Annotated in this window: 18 protein-coding genes and 1 pseudogene; 12 read left to right on the top strand and 7 right to left on the bottom strand. The window is 57.5% G+C overall.

All coding sequences use genetic code 11. The features are described from left to right. Positions 1-348: 348 nt before the first annotated feature. A complete protein-coding gene (locus EIK79_RS16390) occupies positions 349-1617 on the bottom strand; it encodes a M24 family metallopeptidase (protein ID WP_124956637.1) in 1269 nt (422 codons plus the stop codon). Between the two features lie 261 nt (positions 1618-1878). Here EIK79_RS16390 and dnaG point away from each other — a divergent pair, with 261 nt between their 5' ends. After that, complete coding sequence (gene dnaG, locus EIK79_RS16385) at positions 1879-3201, top strand: DNA primase DnaG (protein WP_124956635.1); 1323 nt, start codon at positions 1879-1881, stop codon at positions 3199-3201. Between the two features lie 26 nt (positions 3202-3227). Here dnaG and EIK79_RS16380 read toward each other — a convergent pair whose 3' ends face one another. Beyond that, the gene (locus tag EIK79_RS16380) at positions 3228-3710 is read right to left on the bottom strand and encodes a GNAT family N-acetyltransferase (protein WP_124956633.1); all 483 of its coding nucleotides are present in this window, start codon (positions 3708-3710) and stop codon (positions 3228-3230) included. After that, complete coding sequence (locus tag EIK79_RS16375; protein ID WP_124956631.1) at positions 3707-5092, bottom strand: DUF92 domain-containing protein; 1386 nt, start codon at positions 5090-5092, stop codon at positions 3707-3709. The genes EIK79_RS16380 and EIK79_RS16375 overlap by 4 nt, the downstream gene beginning before the upstream one ends. 189 nt (positions 5093-5281) lie before the next feature. Between EIK79_RS16375 and EIK79_RS16370 the strand changes: the two genes are divergently transcribed. After that, positions 5282-5890 carry an undecaprenyl diphosphate synthase family protein gene (locus EIK79_RS16370; RefSeq protein WP_124956629.1) on the top strand — a complete coding sequence of 203 codons (609 nt, stop codon included), beginning with the start codon at positions 5282-5284 and terminating at the stop codon, positions 5888-5890. Between the two features lie 9 nt (positions 5891-5899). On the opposite strand, the gene uppS is transcribed toward EIK79_RS16370, so the two are convergent. Further along, positions 5900-6799, bottom strand: a complete 900-nt coding sequence (uppS, locus tag EIK79_RS16365; RefSeq protein ID WP_124956627.1) for a polyprenyl diphosphate synthase — start codon at positions 6797-6799, stop codon at positions 5900-5902. A 110-nt stretch (positions 6800-6909) separates the two neighbouring features. Here uppS and EIK79_RS16360 point away from each other — a divergent pair, with 110 nt between their 5' ends. The 5 genes and pseudogenes from EIK79_RS16360 to EIK79_RS16340 all read left to right on the top strand — a co-directional run bounded on the left by EIK79_RS16360 (position 6910) and on the right by EIK79_RS16340 (position 9091). Further along, a complete protein-coding gene (locus EIK79_RS16360; protein WP_124956625.1) occupies positions 6910-7104 on the top strand; it encodes a cold-shock protein in 195 nt (64 codons plus the stop codon). Positions 7105-7106: 2 nt separating this feature from the next. After that, on the top strand, positions 7107-7301 hold the full coding sequence (locus tag EIK79_RS16355) for a cold-shock protein (protein WP_124956623.1): 195 nt from the start codon (positions 7107-7109) through the stop codon (positions 7299-7301). A 107-nt stretch (positions 7302-7408) separates the two neighbouring features. Beyond that, positions 7409-7816 (top strand): DUF5778 family protein, encoded by a 408-nt coding sequence (locus EIK79_RS16350; RefSeq protein WP_124956621.1) that lies wholly within the window; start codon positions 7409-7411, stop codon positions 7814-7816. 91 nt (positions 7817-7907) lie between these two features. Beyond that, positions 7908-8561, top strand: a complete 654-nt coding sequence (locus EIK79_RS16345) for a helix-turn-helix domain-containing protein (RefSeq protein ID WP_185715685.1) — start codon at positions 7908-7910, stop codon at positions 8559-8561. A 50-nt stretch (positions 8562-8611) separates the two neighbouring features. Then, positions 8612-9091 (top strand): annotated as a pseudogene (locus EIK79_RS16340) (Lrp/AsnC family transcriptional regulator). A 247-nt stretch (positions 9092-9338) separates the two neighbouring features. On the opposite strand, the gene EIK79_RS16335 reads toward EIK79_RS16340, so the two are convergent. Both EIK79_RS16335 and EIK79_RS16330 read right to left on the bottom strand, forming a co-directional pair. Beyond that, positions 9339-11342: an AMP-dependent synthetase/ligase gene (locus EIK79_RS16335; RefSeq protein ID WP_124956619.1), complete on the bottom strand. Its 2004-nt coding sequence runs from the start codon at positions 11340-11342 to the stop codon at positions 9339-9341. A 106-nt stretch (positions 11343-11448) separates the two neighbouring features. After that, positions 11449-12393 (bottom strand): biotin--[acetyl-CoA-carboxylase] ligase, encoded by a 945-nt coding sequence (locus EIK79_RS16330; protein WP_124956709.1) that lies wholly within the window; start codon positions 12391-12393, stop codon positions 11449-11451. Between the two features lie 180 nt (positions 12394-12573). On the opposite strand from EIK79_RS16330, the gene EIK79_RS16325 reads away from it, so the two are divergent. The 5 genes from EIK79_RS16325 (at position 12574) to EIK79_RS16305 (ending at position 16482) form a co-directional block, all read left to right on the top strand. Then, entirely contained in the window at positions 12574-13242 is a 669-nt protein-coding gene (locus EIK79_RS16325) for a bacterio-opsin activator domain-containing protein (RefSeq protein WP_124956617.1), read from the top strand. A gap of 32 nt (positions 13243-13274) precedes the next feature. Next, positions 13275-14387 (top strand): M24 family metallopeptidase, encoded by a 1113-nt coding sequence (locus EIK79_RS16320; protein WP_124956614.1) that lies wholly within the window; start codon positions 13275-13277, stop codon positions 14385-14387. A gap of 85 nt (positions 14388-14472) precedes the next feature. Then, a complete protein-coding gene (locus EIK79_RS16315) occupies positions 14473-14697 on the top strand; it encodes a hypothetical protein (protein WP_124956612.1) in 225 nt (74 codons plus the stop codon). 1 nt (position 14698) lies between these two features. Then, complete coding sequence (locus EIK79_RS16310; protein WP_124956610.1) at positions 14699-15097, top strand: hypothetical protein; 399 nt, start codon at positions 14699-14701, stop codon at positions 15095-15097. Between the two features lie 203 nt (positions 15098-15300). Continuing rightward, positions 15301-16482, top strand: a complete 1182-nt coding sequence (locus tag EIK79_RS16305) for an alpha-hydroxy-acid oxidizing protein (protein WP_124956608.1) — start codon at positions 15301-15303, stop codon at positions 16480-16482. A gap of 24 nt (positions 16483-16506) precedes the next feature. On the opposite strand, the gene EIK79_RS16300 is transcribed toward EIK79_RS16305, so the two are convergent. Further along, entirely contained in the window at positions 16507-17415 is a 909-nt protein-coding gene (locus EIK79_RS16300) for a mechanosensitive ion channel family protein (RefSeq protein ID WP_124956606.1), read from the bottom strand. Between the last annotated feature and the right edge of the window lie 155 nt (positions 17416-17570).

The following is a 17570-nucleotide window of genomic DNA, read 5'->3' as shown; positions in this document are numbered from 1 at the left end:
AGCGTGCAGAACGATGGGTCAATGACGTACAGTTCTAAGGGCACGGTTGTTATATCGTCCCATCGTCCATTTTATTATTTCTACTGTATTGTTATGAATCTTGTGGAGGTATGTGGCAAAAATACCTGAAGTAGCGCGATTCGGGAATGAAACTCCCCAAGAAACTGACCGGTGGCACCCGTAAAAAGACCGGGAGTGGTCAACACCGGGACTCCGTGCCGTCCGTGTTCGGCGAGTGGGTCAGGTCTGATGGACGACATCGATACAGACCGAGCCAACCAACAAAACGATTGTGAAACACCTCTAGGAATGTAATCTGTTGATTAACCACATATCATTGAATACTAGTTAATAATCAATTGTCGTTATCTCTTCGATCGGCCATTGGCTAAGAATTTCGACACCGTTCTCGCGGACGACGACCATCTCCTCGATTCGGACACCCTGCCTTTCGGCTGGTTCCATCGTTTCGACGGCCATCGTCATTCCCTCCTCGATTTCGATTGGGTGGTCGGGAGAGAGTCCGCGCCAAATCAGGGGCACCTCATACAGTTGGAGTCCCAGCCCGTGCGCCCAGTGATTGGTGGTGAGTTGCCAGTGCTCGTTCGCGTCGTACCACTCGGCGTGTTCACCATCCATGTCGGGAAAGCCTTCACAGATCTCATCCGTCGTGGCACCCGGCTCGATCCGTTCGAGCACGTCGTATAAGTTGTCACGAGCGGTCTCGTAGGCGTCGCGTTGGGCTTGGGTGGGCTGTCCGACGCTGAACGTCCGGTAGTAACACGATCGATACCCAAGATAACCGATATTGTAAAAATCGGCGTACACGAGATCTCCGGGTCGGATCAGCCGGTCGGTCGTGTTGGCTTGGTGTTTGGGCCACGTGTTCGGTCCCGAAGTGAGGTAGCCGCCCTGCACCTGTGCCCCGTGTCGCCACAGTTCCTTGACCGCTGCTCCCCACACCTCCGATTCTCGCTTTCCGGGACGAGTTTCATCGGTGATGCGTCCGAAGCCCGCTTCACAGATCGCCGCGACCTGCCGAAGGCATTCGATCTCGTCTCTGGTCTTAATTCTTCGGGCAGTCTCCATCACGCGGGTGCATTCTTCAGTCCGCACATCGACACCCCGTGTTTCGAACGCGCTGACGAGTCCGTGGTGGCCGACATCAATCCCCATCGGCTCCGTTTTCACGCCGTATTCGTCCATCGCTCCGACGATCCCATCGACCATCGTCTCCAACAGGAACCGCCGGGCGGAGGACCGTCCGGACGCGCGCGGAACGTTTCCGAGACCGGGGCAGGCATACCGAATGTCAGTGAGCCACGGACAGTTGAACCGTTGATTGCTCGCGTGATCCGCCGTATCCCAGTGGACGACATCGCCTTCCTCGGTGAGTAGCGTGTAGTGGTCCGCCCCGCTGCCGCCGGTCATCGCAAGCCCCGTCATGTACCGGATGTTGGGATCCGAAACCAACAGCATGCTTCCCATCCCGCTGTCCTGTAGTTGTTCAAGCGCGCGTTCTTTGCGCTCCGTTCGGAGTCGGTTCACGTCGATGCGTTCTTCCCAGTCGACTGCCATCGTTCCGCGCGTTCCCTCCATGAAATCTCGCTCGTGCATACCTGTCAGTACTGCGACGACCACCTTGAAACCCAACGTGACTGTCGGCACCGGCAAATGTCGGTGGTCGACTGACCCGACCAGAGAGCGGCCATATAAGCTCTTGTTGTCGATCTCGAAATCCGACAGCAGACGGGTGGAAACAGCGTTCGAAAAAGCTATCCCGTATGGTTTATGTATCGATAGCCCCGATTTTAGGGTGTCTCATGCGCAGGGCATGGACGATATCACAATCACGCCCACGCGGGCACTCACACAATCATGTACGATACAGCGAAATACCTTATCCACGCCAATATCACTGCAGAGGGGGTGGTCGAACGGAGTGATGTTGTCGGGGCCGTCTTCGGACAGACCGAGGGGTTGCTCGGGGACGAACTCGACCTCCGTGACCTTCAGGACTCCTCAAAGATCGGTCGCATCGATGTCGAGATCGATTCCGAACAAGGTCAATCGTTCGGAACCGTTACGATAGCGAGCGGTCTGGATCAGGTCGAAACCGCGATTCTCGCAGCCTCGCTTGAGACGATCGAACGAGTCGGTCCGTGTCGATCTCGCGTCGAGATTGACCGCATTGAGGACGTTCGAGCCGCAAAGCGCCGACAGATCGTCGACAGAGCGAAAACGCTGCTCGGGGAGGCGTTCGACGGTGGAATTCTCACCAGCGAGGAACTCGTTGAGGAAGTGCGTCGCTCAATCCGAGTTGAGGACATCACCGAATACGAAGGACTTCCAGCCGGTCCGCGCGTTGAGGACTCAGACGCTATCATCGTCGTTGAAGGTCGGTCGGACGTACTCACGCTGCTCCAGTACGGCGTGAAAAACGCGATCGGCGTCGAGGGAACGAACATCCCTGCGCCGATCACCGAACTCGCGGCCGAGCGCACTGTCACGGTGTTTTTCGACGGTGACCGCGGCGGTGATCTCATCCTCAAAGAACTCGGGCAGGTCACGACCGTCGATTACGTCGCTGTCACGCCTCCCGGACAGAACGTCGAAGACCTCTCTCGGAGTGCTGTGATGAAAGCGCTCCGGGAGAAGGTTCCCTACGAGACAGTTACCGACGCAAACACACCGCGCGACGCGATGGCGGCAACGGACGGGAGTGCTCGTCCGGCTCCACCGGCTGCGACCCCACCCGTGTCCGAGTCGGGAGACGGCGACGCTCACGACACCGACGCTGACGCCGAAACGGGAGAATCGTCAGTGGTGACCGAGACGGGTGTCACAGACGAACGAACACCGTCAGAAGAACACGCGCCCGCGCCACCGACCGAACCGGAAACGCTCCGCGGACACGTTCGAGCAGTCATCGTCGAGAACACCGGTTCGGTTCGGTTGCTCGATGAGCAGTTCGACACGCTCGATACTGGAGACGCAAACGAAGCGTTCAATCGGATCAAAACGTGCGAGTCGGTTCCAGCGGCAGTGGTTCTCGACGGCGAGTTGAGCCAGCGGGTGCTCGACATCGCTGCTCAGCGAGGAGTAGCGCAGATCGTTGCGCACGAAACGGCGGCGTTCGTCAAACAGCCGACTAGCGTTCGGATCCGAACGGCCGACCAACTCGTCCAAGCGGAATCCTAACCGTCTCTCAACCCATCTGATCGGACTCACACTCGCTTCGAAAACAACAGACCGTCTTCCGGTTCGCCATCGCTGTCGTAGTACCCGGAAAGCCGCTCGACAACACGGAAGCTGTTAGCGATGTAAAACGATCGGGTGGCGTCGGCGTTAGCTCGGGCAGTCAGAACGACCTCCTCCGCGTCGGTTCGATCGACAACAGCTGTGAGGAGCGCAGAGCCATACCGCTCACGACGGTGATCGGCTGCGACGGCGATCTCCGCCACGTAACACTGTCCTTCAGTCCCCTCGTAACTGTCCGACTCCTCGGGGGGATGGCCCTCAACAGCGAGTACGTAGCCGACTGGCGTGTTCGACTCAGACGGCGTCGCCACGAGACAGAGCGGTCCCTTCAGGTCGAGATCCAGTGCCTGAACGGCGGTGTCAAGCAGTTCTGGCCAGGGAGAAGCGAGCGAATCGCGTTGGATCGTCTCAAGAGCGGACTGATCAGCGGGAACAGCGTTTCGAATCACAGTACCACGACGCCGGTTCCGAGCGACGTCCCAACGGCGACGAGTGCCGCAGAGAGGGTAGCGAGGAAATTGACCGCCATGTTGTCGAGCAGTGGTCCCTCCACGGTTGCACCAAGGAGGCTATCGACCGTCATACCCACGACCCCGGCAAGAACAACGACACCCGCACCGGGCGCAGTGATATCGAAGAACACCACAGTGATCGTCGCAACGATGGCCGCGCCGCCGACGCCGGCGGCGAAACCTTGCCACGTCACACCGCCGTCTGTTCCCGGTTTGACGGGCCGCATCGTCGTGATGAGTCGTGGTGGACCGAACAACCCGCCGATCTCGCTTGACAGCGTATCGCTCATCGCTGCAGCGATCGCGCCTGTGAACGCGAACAAGAACACCGATTCGGGAATGCCGAGCGTGGTGTGTGCCGCTGCCCCGATAACAGCGATGAGAGCGACGGCCGAATTGGCAAGCACGTTCCCGCTGCCGCGTGCGCCCTCGTTCTCTTGGGCGAGACCACGGTGACGTTTGCTTTCATACCGAAACTTGGTCGAAAGCCCACCGACAACGAAAAAGGAGATCAACACCGCAAACCAGCCATAATCCCCGAGAGCGACGGTCAACAACGCGAGTAAGACACCGGACAGCATTCCGGTGACCGACGCGGTTTCGAGCGCGTACGAAAGATACCCGAACACGAGGCTGAGACAGAGTCCACCGACCACGTGAATCCTATCGAGCGAAATCGGAAGATCAGCGAACAGCCAGAGGGCGAACGCCACCGAGAGTAGAACGATCGGATCGTCTCGATCGAACAACATCGACCGCAACAACGCGGCCAAGAGGCTGCCGCTCGCCCCAAGAAAAACGACAAGCGACAGCGACAGTGATGTTCCTAGAATCGACATCGTGAGGACTTGCCCGATAATTCCCATACAGAAGGCCGCCCCGGCGAAGACGGTCGTCAACACGAACGGATCCGTCATGGACTGGCGAGCCGCTTTCTCTGCGAGGTTCCCATACACGAGTAAGAACACGCTGGCGACGAACGCAGGAAGAGACAGCTCGAACTGGAGCGCGAACACTGTCAATCCCGCCGTCACGAAACAGAAACTCGCAAGCCCATACAGTCGCCCTTCTTCGTGGTCGGCCGGAAACGCGAACAGATCGAACAACCGACCGTGAGTCGTGATCAGTGAAAGGGCTGTAACTGCGAGAAACGGAATGCTGACCACGATCGTCATCGCCTGAACTGGATCGAGAACTGAACCGATCGGGATGAGACCGACTATCGTCCGGAGTTCGCCCCACGCTACGAATACCGGCACGAGAAGGGCAAACGACCCAACGAAGGCGAACCCGACCGCCCGCCGGACTGTGGATGCCACACCCTCGATTTTGTTGTCGGTCACTTAATCCTCTCGGGTGCCAGATCGTCGTTCAGCTCGTATTATGAAAAAATTCATTAATGAAAAATTTATCATGGTGGGCCACATTCTCGTAGGGGTATAGAACGGGGGGACGGCATGGCGATCAAGGCCGTGAAGTTTAGGCTTGTTTATCCGCTTTCTACACACGTGTCCCTATACGACCGGTATCTCGCTGCTCGGACGAGGTGGAACGATGCGGACCTTCCCCAAAGCATCGCGCTCGTGATCACCGAACGGGACCTCCTCAATCCGGGGGCGTACTCAACGCTTGAGGCATTCTTTCGGTGGGCGTTCGAGAACGGTGCCCGGCGCGTCATGGTGTACGTGAGTGTGCTCGACGAAGCCGCAGTACCGACGCTCGAAAGCGCCCTCTCTGAAATTGAAACTCCCCGCGAGCTTGCGATCCGAGTTCCGGATGACAACGAGCGGGTTGACACGCCGATTCAGGTGAGCATCGGACTCGGTGGAAAAGCTGAATTTGCGAAGGCCGTACAACAGGTCACTCGAAGCGTCGAACAGGGTGAGTTGACCGCCGACGCGATCGACGAGACACAGATCGAGCAACACCTCGTCTTTCCTACGGACCCGGATCTCATCATCAAAACCGGTGCCGAACGGCTGTCGGATTTCATGATCTGGCAGTCGGTGTACTCCGAGTTGTATTTCACCGACATCAACTGGCGAGACTTCAGAAAGCGGGATTATCTGCGCGCGATTTTGGATTTTCAGGAGCGACAACGACGGTTTGGCGCGTAAAGCGTGCACTCACTGCTTAGGAGCGGGTTCGTCTTCGATATCGAATCCGTCGAATTCGCCTACCTGTCTACGAAGACGAGACCGGAGTCCGTCGTCCGATCCGAGAACACGTACCAACGTGATCGCGCGTTGGACGCGCGTTCTGCGCCAGGACTGTTGACGTGACTCGTAGGTCCGGATCGCGCGTAAGAGATCGATCCGTCTGAATTCGGGCCAGTACGGCGTACAGAAGAACACGGCGGCCTCGTTACCGTTGGCGTGCCACGGGAGGAAGTTACTCGTGCGTTCTGCGCCTCCGGTTCGGATGATGAGATCGACATCGCGCCCGGAGTGGGAGTACAACCGCTCTTCGATGTCGTCGACACCGATCTCATCAGGCGAGAGGTCGCCGCGGTCGACAGCGGCAGCGGCGTCACGGGCGGCGTCAAGCAACTCCGCGCGCCCGCCGTACGCGAGCGCGACGTTCAGATGAAAACAGTCGTACTCGGCGGTTTTCGATTCGGCGTAGTCGATTGCGTCCCGTACCCGACTCGGAAGCCGGTGAATCTGTCCGATCGCACGGATACGTACCTTCCGTTCGTGGATCTCAGATTCGTCTGCGAACGTTCGTAGCTTAGATTCGATGAGATCAAACAGCTCTTTGCGCTGGTCTGGCGGACGATTAAAATTCTCAGTCGAAAAAGTGTATAAGGTGAGCTCTTCGACGCCGAGATCCGCACACCATTCGAGTATCGATTCCGTGGTTTTCACTCCTTCGCGGTGGCCGAACGCCGTTCCCTCGCCGCGTTTATCGGCGTATCGGCGGTTGCCGTCCTGAATGACAGCGATGTGGCTCGGTACGCCGGAGAACTCGCGTTCGAGATTTCGCTCGTACAGGTCGAGCGCCCACCGACGAAACCGTCGTAACATACCAGGAGGTGTCCGTCTGAGCGTATGAAACTTGTGACCGGTGGTTGGTGTCCGCGCGGGAATCATCACCCAGAGGATTTTAATAGGGGCGTCACCACCAGTAAAACGCAATGGCGACCGGTACGGTTGATTTCTTCAACGACACTGGCGGTTACGGTTTCATCGATACTGACGAGTCCGACGAGGACGTGTTTTTCCACATGGAAGACGTCGGAGGTCCTGACCTCGAAGAAGGTCAGGAAGTCGAGTTCGAGATAGTGCAGGCCGATAAAGGCCCGCGTGCAAAAGAACTAACGAGGCTCTAATCATGGCAACTGGTACGGTTGATTTCTTCAACGATACGGGAGGCTACGGTTTCATCGATACTGAGGACGCTGACGAGGACGTGTTTTTCCACATGGAAGACGTCGGAGGTCCTGACCTCGAAGAAGGCCAAGAAGTCGAGTTCGAGATCGAGCAGGCCGATAAAGGCCCGCGCGCCTCGGAACTCACTCGATTGTAACACAGTCTGCAGTAGACTGAACGCGGTTTTTTATACGATAATCGTCGAGTGGCAAGACCAATCGTGTGATCGTGAGAAGTATACGGATCAGCGGTCCATATGCGGGTATGGACAACGTTCTCGATGAAGATCTCATCGCACGAACGAAAGCGCTGCTCGAACCGGGCGAGATCGAACTGAACGGGCTCATCGTCCATACGGAACTGGGCAACGACCAAGAGTCTCGTCTTCACCAACTCACACTTGCGGTTGGTGATCGGATCGCAGAACACGCCGACGCGGGCGAGACGTACGTGTATTCCGGGAACGATGATCCAGAATTTGGGCTGAACCAACACCAAGGACTCACGCTTGCCGATGACGCGTTCGTTTGGGAGTGCCAGCAGCTGCTCCGAAACGGCACGTTCGATGTCGTCTTTTACTATGAAGCCACTGGTGATCAGTCTGCACTCCTCGATGCTGTCGATGATATCGACGACGAAGACGTTCGGGTGACAGGTGTCGAAGGCGAATAATCAGTCGGATACTCTCCGTGACGAAAGATAGTGGGAACGAAAAGGATAAACAATCATGCGGTATATTCTGGATAGCACGGATGAGCCACTGATGAGGTACTTCGATTTCACGCTGACTCCCGAAGAGGGATCCATTCATCCGGTAGATACGATCATCGCGGAGAACGTACACGTGACCCGTGAGGCATTACTGCATATCAATGCACTCGGAGACGGCACTGGCGTCATGCTGTATCGACTTCGCGGTGACGCGCCTCAGCTTCAGGGAGTCCTTACCGAGATTACCGATGTCATCGCCCACGACGTTCTCGACGTAGAGGGAGACGTGTTTCACCTGTACCTCCACGTTCGACCCGGAGAGCCAGCGGGAAAGCTGATGGCGCTTGCCCAGAAATACGCACTCATCATCGATACGCCGCTCGCGTTCACCGATCGCGGCGGACTTCGCGTGACCGTCGTCGGGACCCACGACATGTTACGCCGAGCACTCGAAGATCTTCCGGAAGATATCCAGATCTCTGTCGAGCAGGTGGGTCAGTATTCGCCCGAACGACCGTACCTCCTGTCGTTACTCACCGAACGCCAAGCCGAAGTGTTCCAGTTAGCGGTCGAGACGGGGTATTATGAGATTCCACGCCAAACGACACACGAAAAGCTCGCAAACGAACTCGACTGCGCTCCCTCAACGATCGATGAGCACCTCCGAAAGGCCGAATCACGCGTTCTCTCGACGCTCGTCGACTGATCGACACTCACACAAAACATTCAGTACTGGATTCTCACTACTGGATGGTGATGAAAAACGGGAGGCTCGACGAACTCGATCGCTACATCCTCTATTCCCTCCAGCAAGACGCCCGGAACACCTCCTCGGGAGACATCGCCGAAGAATAGGGCGTTTCTTCCAGTACGGTCCGAAAACGGCTGCAACGGTTAGAAGACGAAGGGATCATTACCGGCTATCACGTCGATATCGACTACGAGGCAGCGGGATTTCCGCTGTACGCGAAACTGATCCGTTCAGCACTGATCCTAGAACGGGAAACACTCGCCAAACAGGCGCTCGAAATCTCTGGCGTTGAAGCGGTGCGCGAGATCATGAGCGGACACGAAAACGTCTATATCAACGTTCTCGGAGCCGATCACGAGGATCTGAGTCGAATCGGAAAAGACCTGTACGATCTTGGACTCGAAATCGAAGACGAACAGATAATTCGACACGAGTACGTCTGTTCCTATCACGGCTTTCTCGCGCGAGACGATCCCGATCAGTAACCGCGTGTCTCGAAAACTGAAGTGGTCACCACCGTCTCTCGACTCTCGAAACGAACGTCAGTTCAAGAACGCGCAGTCGTTATACCCGATCGAACAGTGCAACACCACCTCCTATATAAATTATATCATCATCATTATTATTATTTTGTACTGATAACCGTCAAAAGCGGTGCCGATCGGCTTTCTCAGGCCGACGGGTTGGGTGTGCATCCACGAAATCGTCGATATCACGTTGATTGGGTGAAGCTCAACTTTCAGGGAGGGCAGGACGTTTTTGGTCGGCGTAGATCCGGTCGACCTGTCCGGCATACCGCTGTAAGATGTTGCGGCGCTTTTTCTTCAGCGATGGAGTGAGGAGATCGTTCTCAGGCGTCCACTCCTCGGGAATGAGTTCGAACATCTTGATTCGTTCTTCGTATTCGAGGTGCTCGTTTACCATATCGACTTCCTCGAGGATCCACCGTTTTACCCGATCATTCTGACAGATTGCTGCTTTGTCGTCAGGGAGATTGATCTGGTGGTGGGCGGCCCACCGTTCGATGGTTTCGAAGTTCGGAACGATCAACGCAGCGACGAACTTCTCGTTGTCTCCGATGACCATGATCTGTTCGATCCGGTCGCTGGTTGCAAACTCGTCTTCGATAGGTCGAGGACTGATATTTTTCCCCGTCGAGAGAACGAGAACCTGTTTGATTCGGTCGTGGAAGACGAGATAATCGTCTTCAGTTTGTTCAACGATGTCACCAGTCCGAAGCCAGCCGTCGGTGAACGCGTCTTCGGTCGCCGATTGGTTTTTCCAGTAGCCCTCCGTGACGTTCGGTCCGCGAACCAGCAGTTCACCGATATCGCTCGTTGTACGCCGTTTTTGCTCCTCACTCAGCACGGTTTGATCGATCGCGACCTCAACACCAGGCACGGGCGGCCCGAGCGTTCCTGGCTGAACGTTCTCAAGTGGATTGACGCTCACCACAGGAGCGGCTTCGGTGAGTCCGTATCCTTCGACGATACGAACACCCATCCCCAAGAACAGTTCAGAGAGGTCCTTCGAGAGGCTCCCGCCGCCGCTGATGAAGATGTTGATGTTTCCGCCGAGCTTCTCTTTCACGTCGCTATACACTAATCGATCGGCCAGTGCGTGTTTTATCCGGTGGGTGATCCCGGGGGAATCGGTGCGGGCGTGTTCGCGGGCGACGCCAACGGACCAATCGAAGATGCGTTCTTTGAGCGATGACCCGCTGACCTGTTCAAGCATACTGTCGTAGATCCGCTCATAAATACGGGGCACACTCGCTATGTTCGTCGGCTGGACGGTCTGGAGATCGTCCGCCACCGTATCCGATGATTCGGCGTACGCCACCGTCGCTCCGGAGGCGAATATCAGGAAGTGATTGGCGGTCCGCTCGAACACGTGAGCGAGGGGCAGAAACGCCAGTGTTGTCACCTCCTCGTCGAACACGGGGAGATCAGGATCCTTGTCCGGGCGCGGACCGAGCCGCTTTCTGATCTGGTTGATGTTCGATCTGAGCTGTCTGTGAGTGAGTTTCACGCCCTTTGGCTTTCCGGTCGTTCCGGAGGTGTAGATGATGCTCGCCAAATCGTCAACATCACGTTCGTTGAGCCAGCTTTCGAGCTTCAACGGCCATGAAATCCCCTCGCCATGGCGGTGGAGTTCACCAAGCGTGAGTATGTCTTCTCGGTTCTCGTAGCCAGTAAACTCGTCCATGACGACGATCAGGGAAAGGTCGAGTTGGTCCTCAACAGCGAGGACGCGCTCTAGCAGCTCCTGATTCTCGACAACGACTGCCGAGGCACTACAATCTCCGAGGAGATACTGCACTTGGTCCGACGAGGATTCGGTGTACACCGTGGTCACAACGCCGCCCGCGACGTGCAGCGCGAAATCGACTTGCGCCCACTCCATTCGGGTGCTCGCAAAGAGTCCGACGCGGGCACCCGGCTCGATCCCCTGATCTCGAAAGCCGGCGGCGAGATTGTGGACGATGTGTTGCATCTCGTTGTAGGTCAACTGTGCGTACCGCCCAGCGGCCGAGGCATCGATCACCCCCGCCGAAACGAGCGAACGGTCGTACACACCGCCTTTGTACATCTGTGCAATCCGGTCACGGTTGCGACTAGTACTCCCTTCGAACAGTCGTCCAAGCGTAGATACACCAATCGCCTCATCATCAGTGCCGTGTCGGCGTTCAGCCTCTCGCCAGTTCGAGACATCACTCTCCTCGCTATCAGCCATTATCCCGATCGTATGCGGCCCATGAAAAATCAATGTTGCGTGAGGATTCGATGCCACGCAATATTTGATGGCTGTCCACACCAGTCACTACGTGATGGATCGCCGCTCAGTGGAGTTGTGCACACCGCAGATGTTCACAGTCTCCGGCGTGAAGACTGACAGTTTCGTCGTTCGTTTCGACAACGAGCGCACCCGGCGGTTCGACATCGACGGCGCGCCCGACGACGACGCCGTCCGGCGTTTCGACGCGAACGCGCTGGCCTAATGTGGCAGCAACCTCGCGCCAACTGGCGAGTATCGATTCAGGATCCTGCTCGCGCAGCGCCTCGAACGATTCCAATAGGCGTTGAACGAACGCCCGCAATGAGACGTGCTCGTCGAGTTCCGCCCGGAGACCAGTGGCTCCCTCGATTCCCGGATCGTCCATGTTTACGCCGATACCGACAGTAAGCCACGCGATACGGTCGGTCTCACCCTGCATTTCAGTCAGAATCCCCGCGATCTTAGACTCGGTGTCGTCCGCAACGAGGAGCACATCGTTGGGCCACTTGATCCGCGCGTCGAGTCCCGTTTCGCGCACCGCGCGCGTCGTCGCTACTGCCCCAGCAAGGGTGTACAGGGGGGCTTCAGCGGGCGGACGATCGGGACGGCTAAGGATGCTCACGTAGACGCCGCCAGGAGGGGACTCCCACGATCGGTTGAGACGCCCGCGACCCGCGGTTTGTGCGTTGGCAACGACCACAGTGTCCGTCGCGCCGTCCTCTGCCAGTTCCCGCGCACGCCGGTTCGTGCTGTCGATCGCCTCGTGATACTCGATCTCAAATGGCGCGTCGAGACCTAACGACAGTGCTGTCGAACCCCGTTCTGGAACGGCTACCAACCGGTAGCCGCTCTCGTCGCTTTCGATCTCGAATCCCTCCTCACGGAGTCCTTCGATCTGTTTCCATACTGCTGTCCGTGAAACCGAAAGCGCCTCTGCAAGCGTCGGTCCGGACACTGATCCGTCGCTTTCGGCGAGCGCCCGCGCAATCCGGTGTCGTGGATGGCTCATGACCGAAATAAGCAGGCCACCGCCTTCAGCGTTGAGACGTCCGTCGACGAACGTCGCCACCGTGCTACGACACTGGGACATGATTTTCGAGCTATAATGATCGAACGAATGTACGGACGACACAACAACTGGGTGACGGCGTACGATCAATGTTTTATCGATCGGTGTCCCACTTAGGTTATGAGTCTTATCGCTGAGTTTCGTCTCTTCAATCCGAATTTCCCACTCATGGATTCGCTCTCGACGGTTCCGGATATGCAGTTGCGAGTCGAACAGGCGATCGCTGAACACTCTGAGCAACCCATCCTGTTTCTGTGGGCAAACGGCGACGATTTCGAGACGTTCGAGTCGGCACTCGCGTCCGACCGCACCGTCGAGGACTCGACACGGATCGAGGACACGGGCGATCGTCGGCTGTACCGGGTGCAGGTCACTGAACGATCAGAGATGGTGCTGTATCCAGCAGAACTCGAAGCCGGCACGTCGCGGCTCTCGGTTTTAGCCAGCGAAGACGGCGTCAAGACCAGAATGCGACTCCCTGACCGGAGGGCAATCCGACAGTTTCGGAAAATATGTGACGAGTACGACGTTTCCCTCTCACTTCAAGGGTTGTACGAAGACGACGGGTCGACTCGGATAGGGCGGTATGGACTGTCACCGAAACAGCAAACCGCGCTGCAGAAGGCGATGAGTCGGGGATATTACACCGTTCCGCGGACGATTACGCTTGAGGATCTCGCACGGGAGCTAGACATCTCCCGCCAAGCAGCGTCCGAACGTCTTCGTCGAGGGTGTCATCTTCTCATTAAGAACACCCTCGGCGGCGCGAACTCGAACAGCGATACGTGACGGACTAATGATTGCCGATCGAAAACCGGTGTATGACACCGTTCGAGCGCCGAACACGTGCCTGTCAGCAACGGCTCCGCGACCAGAAAGCGGAGGCAGTCGTGTTGTTTCCGAGCCGAAACCTCCAGTACACGACATCGGTTGTGGAGGAACCGAGCGAGCGACACCTGTTTTTCATCGTCCCTGCGAGAGGTGAGCCGGTGTTCGTCGTTCCTGAACTGTATGGGGAACAACTGCGTGCCGAAACGTGGGTGGCCGACGTGCGAACGTGGGCGGACAGCGATGATCCCCTCACACTCATCAAAACGGTCGTGGAGGATTCATCGATCGATCCGCAGAACCGTCTCCTTGTCGACGACACGATGGGGGCACGGTTTACCCAAGAGCTTCGATCGCTGTTTCCGGCAGCGACGTTCGGGCTTGCGAGCGAGGTGCTCGGGCCGCTTCGACGTCGCAAGGACGACGCGGAGCTTGACGCCCTCCGAGCGGCAGCGACGATCACCGACGAGGTAGTTGCGTCGCTCAGGGAACTCGGCTCGGACGCGGTTGGACTGACTGAAACCGAACTCGCGGCCGTCATCGAGAAGCAACTGCAGGCGGCGGGCGGAACGGGCGTGTCGTTCGCGCCGATCATCGGATCCGGACCCAACGGCGCGGATCCACACCACCGCCACGGGGACCGCGAGATCCGTGCTGGTGAGCCTGTGGTGTTAGATTTCGGGACGCGCGCTGATGGCTACCCGAGCGACCAAACAAGAACGCTCGTCTTCGATGGGAACCCACCGGCGGCAGTCGCTGATGTGCATGAGATCGTCAGAAACGCACAAGCGGCGGCAGTCGACGCCGTCGCGCCCGGCGTCACCGCGAGCGCGGTCGATGACGCAGCGCGCGATGTCATCGAATCGGCAGGATACGGCGAGCAGTTCATCCACCGGACCGGCCACGGTGTCGGTCTCGATGTCCACGAAGAGCCGTACATCGTGGCTGACAACGACCGTACCCTGAAACCGGGGATGGTGTTCAGCATCGAACCCGGAGTGTACGTCCCCGGCGAGTTCGGCGTTCGGATCGAGGACCTGGTGGTCGTCACCGAGGACGGCTGTGAACGGCTAAATCACGCCGATCGCGGGCTGGGATGTAAGTAGCGCATCGGTAGTTATACTGGACAATCTGGTTATAATACGGTATGTTATCGAAATGTTTTTTAATATAAATAGTGATCCATACATGATGAATCGTCGCGTGTATCTCGCTGCAGTGAGTGGATTCGGACCCACAGGACTAGCTGGTTGTAGTATGCTTTCTATCAATAGTAACGAGAAATCTACGACACCGAAACCGACGATTGTCGATGGACCGGCACAGTTTACCAATTACAAGATCGAACCGCCGGAAAACGCAACCGTTGACACGCCAGTGAGTGTAACGGTGTCCGCATTCAACTACGGTTCGTAAGGTGCAGAAACATTCTTCTTACACGACGGCGAAAGATCTGTGGGTTAACAGGAACACCACCTATACGCCCGACAACGGCGACGCGTTCCTCTTTGCGTACGTCGAATTCGTTCCCGACAGCGGTGATGTCCTGAACATGCCTGACGACGATCATTTCTCGATTCGAGCAAACGGCACGGTACACCCCGAGTCCGGGCGTCTGAAGGGTCCGATCGGTTCGCCCATCGAAGGTGATTTTTACCACGCAGCCCGCAATAAGGGCTCAATCCGAGCGAACGAACCGTGGACGGGATGGGTTAGCTTCGATATTCCATCGGACGTTACCCCTGACGCCGTCACAGTCGTGCTCGAAAAGGAGTACGACGGTGGCATCTCGAAAGTGGAGTGGAGCCAACACTGAAGCGAGTCAGGGCGCACTCCTCTGCTGAAAAACGCCCCAGTATGAACGGTGGTAACGATATCCGTATCCTTTCACAAGGGGAACATCGTGCAACAGAATCCCGATCGAGAGCCGGAACACAACCGTTTGCGTGCCCGATGGGCCACTCGACAGAAGCGCGTTCTCGCTGAATCGCTCGGCCCGTTCATGCTCAACACATCGATATGACGTTTGATCCGAGTGAGCCGTACGGAGAGCACCGTCAACAAGAGATCTACGCGATGGGAACGCTTGCTGACCGGCCACCGGAGATTCCGGTCCGATGGACCGCGCTCGAAGCGGCAGCGACCGAGGCGATGGACGACCGGGCAGCGGCGTACGTCGCTGGCGGTGCCGGTAGCGGGGAAACGATGACCGAGAACCGCCGCGCGTTCGATGAGTGGCGCGTCGTGCCGCGACTGCTACGGGACGTGAGCGAACGTGATCTCAGCGTTAACGTGTTCGGACAACAGTGGGACCTTCCGATGCAGATCGCGCCTATCGGCGTGCAGTCGATCGTCCACGAGGACGGCGTCCTTGAGACCGCCCGAGCCGCCGCGGATCTCGACGTTCCGATCTGTCTCAGTTCGGTTTCGTCGTTCCCGATCGAGGAGATCACAGACCAACTGGGAGAGACACCGACGTGGTTCCAACTGTACTGGTCGTCGGATCGGTCGATCACCGAGAGCTTCGTGCGGCGAGCCGAGAACGCCGGCTGTGACGCGATCGTTCTCACGGTCGATGTGCCGCTTTTGGGTTGGCGCGAGCGGGACCTCGAACAAGGATATCTCCCGATGCTCGATGGGCACGGGCTCGCGAACTACACGAGTGATCCGGCGTTCTGTGACGGGCTTACGGAGCCACCGTCGGAAAACGAAGACGCTGCAGTCCAGCACTTCCTCGACACGTTCGGTGATCCAACGATCACGTGGGACGCGGTGTCGGATCTGTGCTCGATGACTGATCTTCCGGTGGTCGTTAAAGGGTTGCTCCACCCTGACGACGCCGAGACAGCCGTTGATCACGGCGTGGACGGGATCGTCGTCTCCAATCACGGCGGGCGGCAAGTCGACGGGGAGCTCAGCGCGCTTGACGCGCTTCCCCGAATCGTCGAACGGGTGGCTGGACGGAGCGCCGTGTTCTTCGACAGCGGCGTCAGGTCGGGAGCCGACGCGCTCACGGCGCTAGCGCTCGGTGCCGACGCGGTGGGCATCGGTCGGCCCGTCGTGTACGGGTTGGCACTCGACGGTGCCGACGGTGTTCGATCGGTACTCGAAAATATCCGAGCGGAGTTGGATCTCACACTCGCAAACACCGGCAGAACGAGCGTTGCCGACCTCGACCGATCGCTACTCGTTTCTCGGTGATCGGCAAAACGGGGGTACGCCGGTTCAGTCGTTGACTGTCGCGTCGCGTTGGGTCGGTGCGGCGGGTTCGGCGATTGAAACCTCACCAGTGAGTTCGGTGAAGGGGTAGGGCATGTCGATCCCCTCGGCGTCGAACCGCTCTTTGACTGCTTGAACGAAATCGGATCGAACCTTCACGTAGTCACTGTGTGTCGGGTCGTCGATCCAGACCGCGCCCGTCAATCCGACGTACGAGTTTCCAAGCTCCGTGAGCCTGACGACAGGACTCGGATCGCTGACCGCGCCCTGCGTGCTGCGTGCTTCCTCAAGGATGACCTGCTTTGCGTGTTCGATGTCGTCGTCGTAGTCGATCCCGAACAAGAACGTGATCCGCAGCGTGTCGTTCGAAACGGGGTTCGTAACCGCGTTGTTCGCAAGATGGGAGTTGGGAACAGTGATCACTTCGTTGTCAAACGTCTCGATCTTCGTCGTACGGAGCTGAACGTCACGCACGACGCCCTCGTTGTCGTTCCACTCGATCCAGTCACCGACGTGAAACGGCTCGTCACGAAGGATGAAAATGCCGGACACGAAGTTGCTGATGATGTCTTGGGCGGCAAACCCGACTGCCAGCGCGACCGCTCCCGTGAGCGTCGCAAACGCGGACATCACGACCCCAAACTCCGCGATGGTCGAAGCGGCCGCGATCGCTATGAGAAGGGCCGCCGCTTCCGTAACACTCATCGTGAGGCTGAGCACTGTCGGATTGACTCCACGCGACTCTAGAACATGCCGAAGACGGGGCTTGAACACCCGTTTCAGCGCGTAGTACAGCAACACGAACGCGGCGACGAACGTTACCATCGTCCCAAGCGCTTTAAGCGCCATTCCTAGGAGCTCCACAACCAACTCGTCGACTGTATTAGCAGTATTCGTCTGGAGTATCGGATGCATTGTTGGTATGAACAGTAATAGTCGTATAACCGTTGCGGTTGTTTTCGAAACTGATCAAGCAACTATGATGTACCATTTGGTGTGAGAACAGCGGTCTCGGGCGTTTGAAGAACACCCATGTATCTTCCTGTACTACTAATAAAAATTCAAATACT

This window comes from Halocatena pleomorpha (assembly GCF_003862495.1).
Classification (GTDB): domain Archaea; phylum Halobacteriota; class Halobacteria; order Halobacteriales; family Haloarculaceae; genus Halocatena; species Halocatena pleomorpha.
This window is presented reverse-complemented; position numbering and strand designations above follow the sequence as displayed.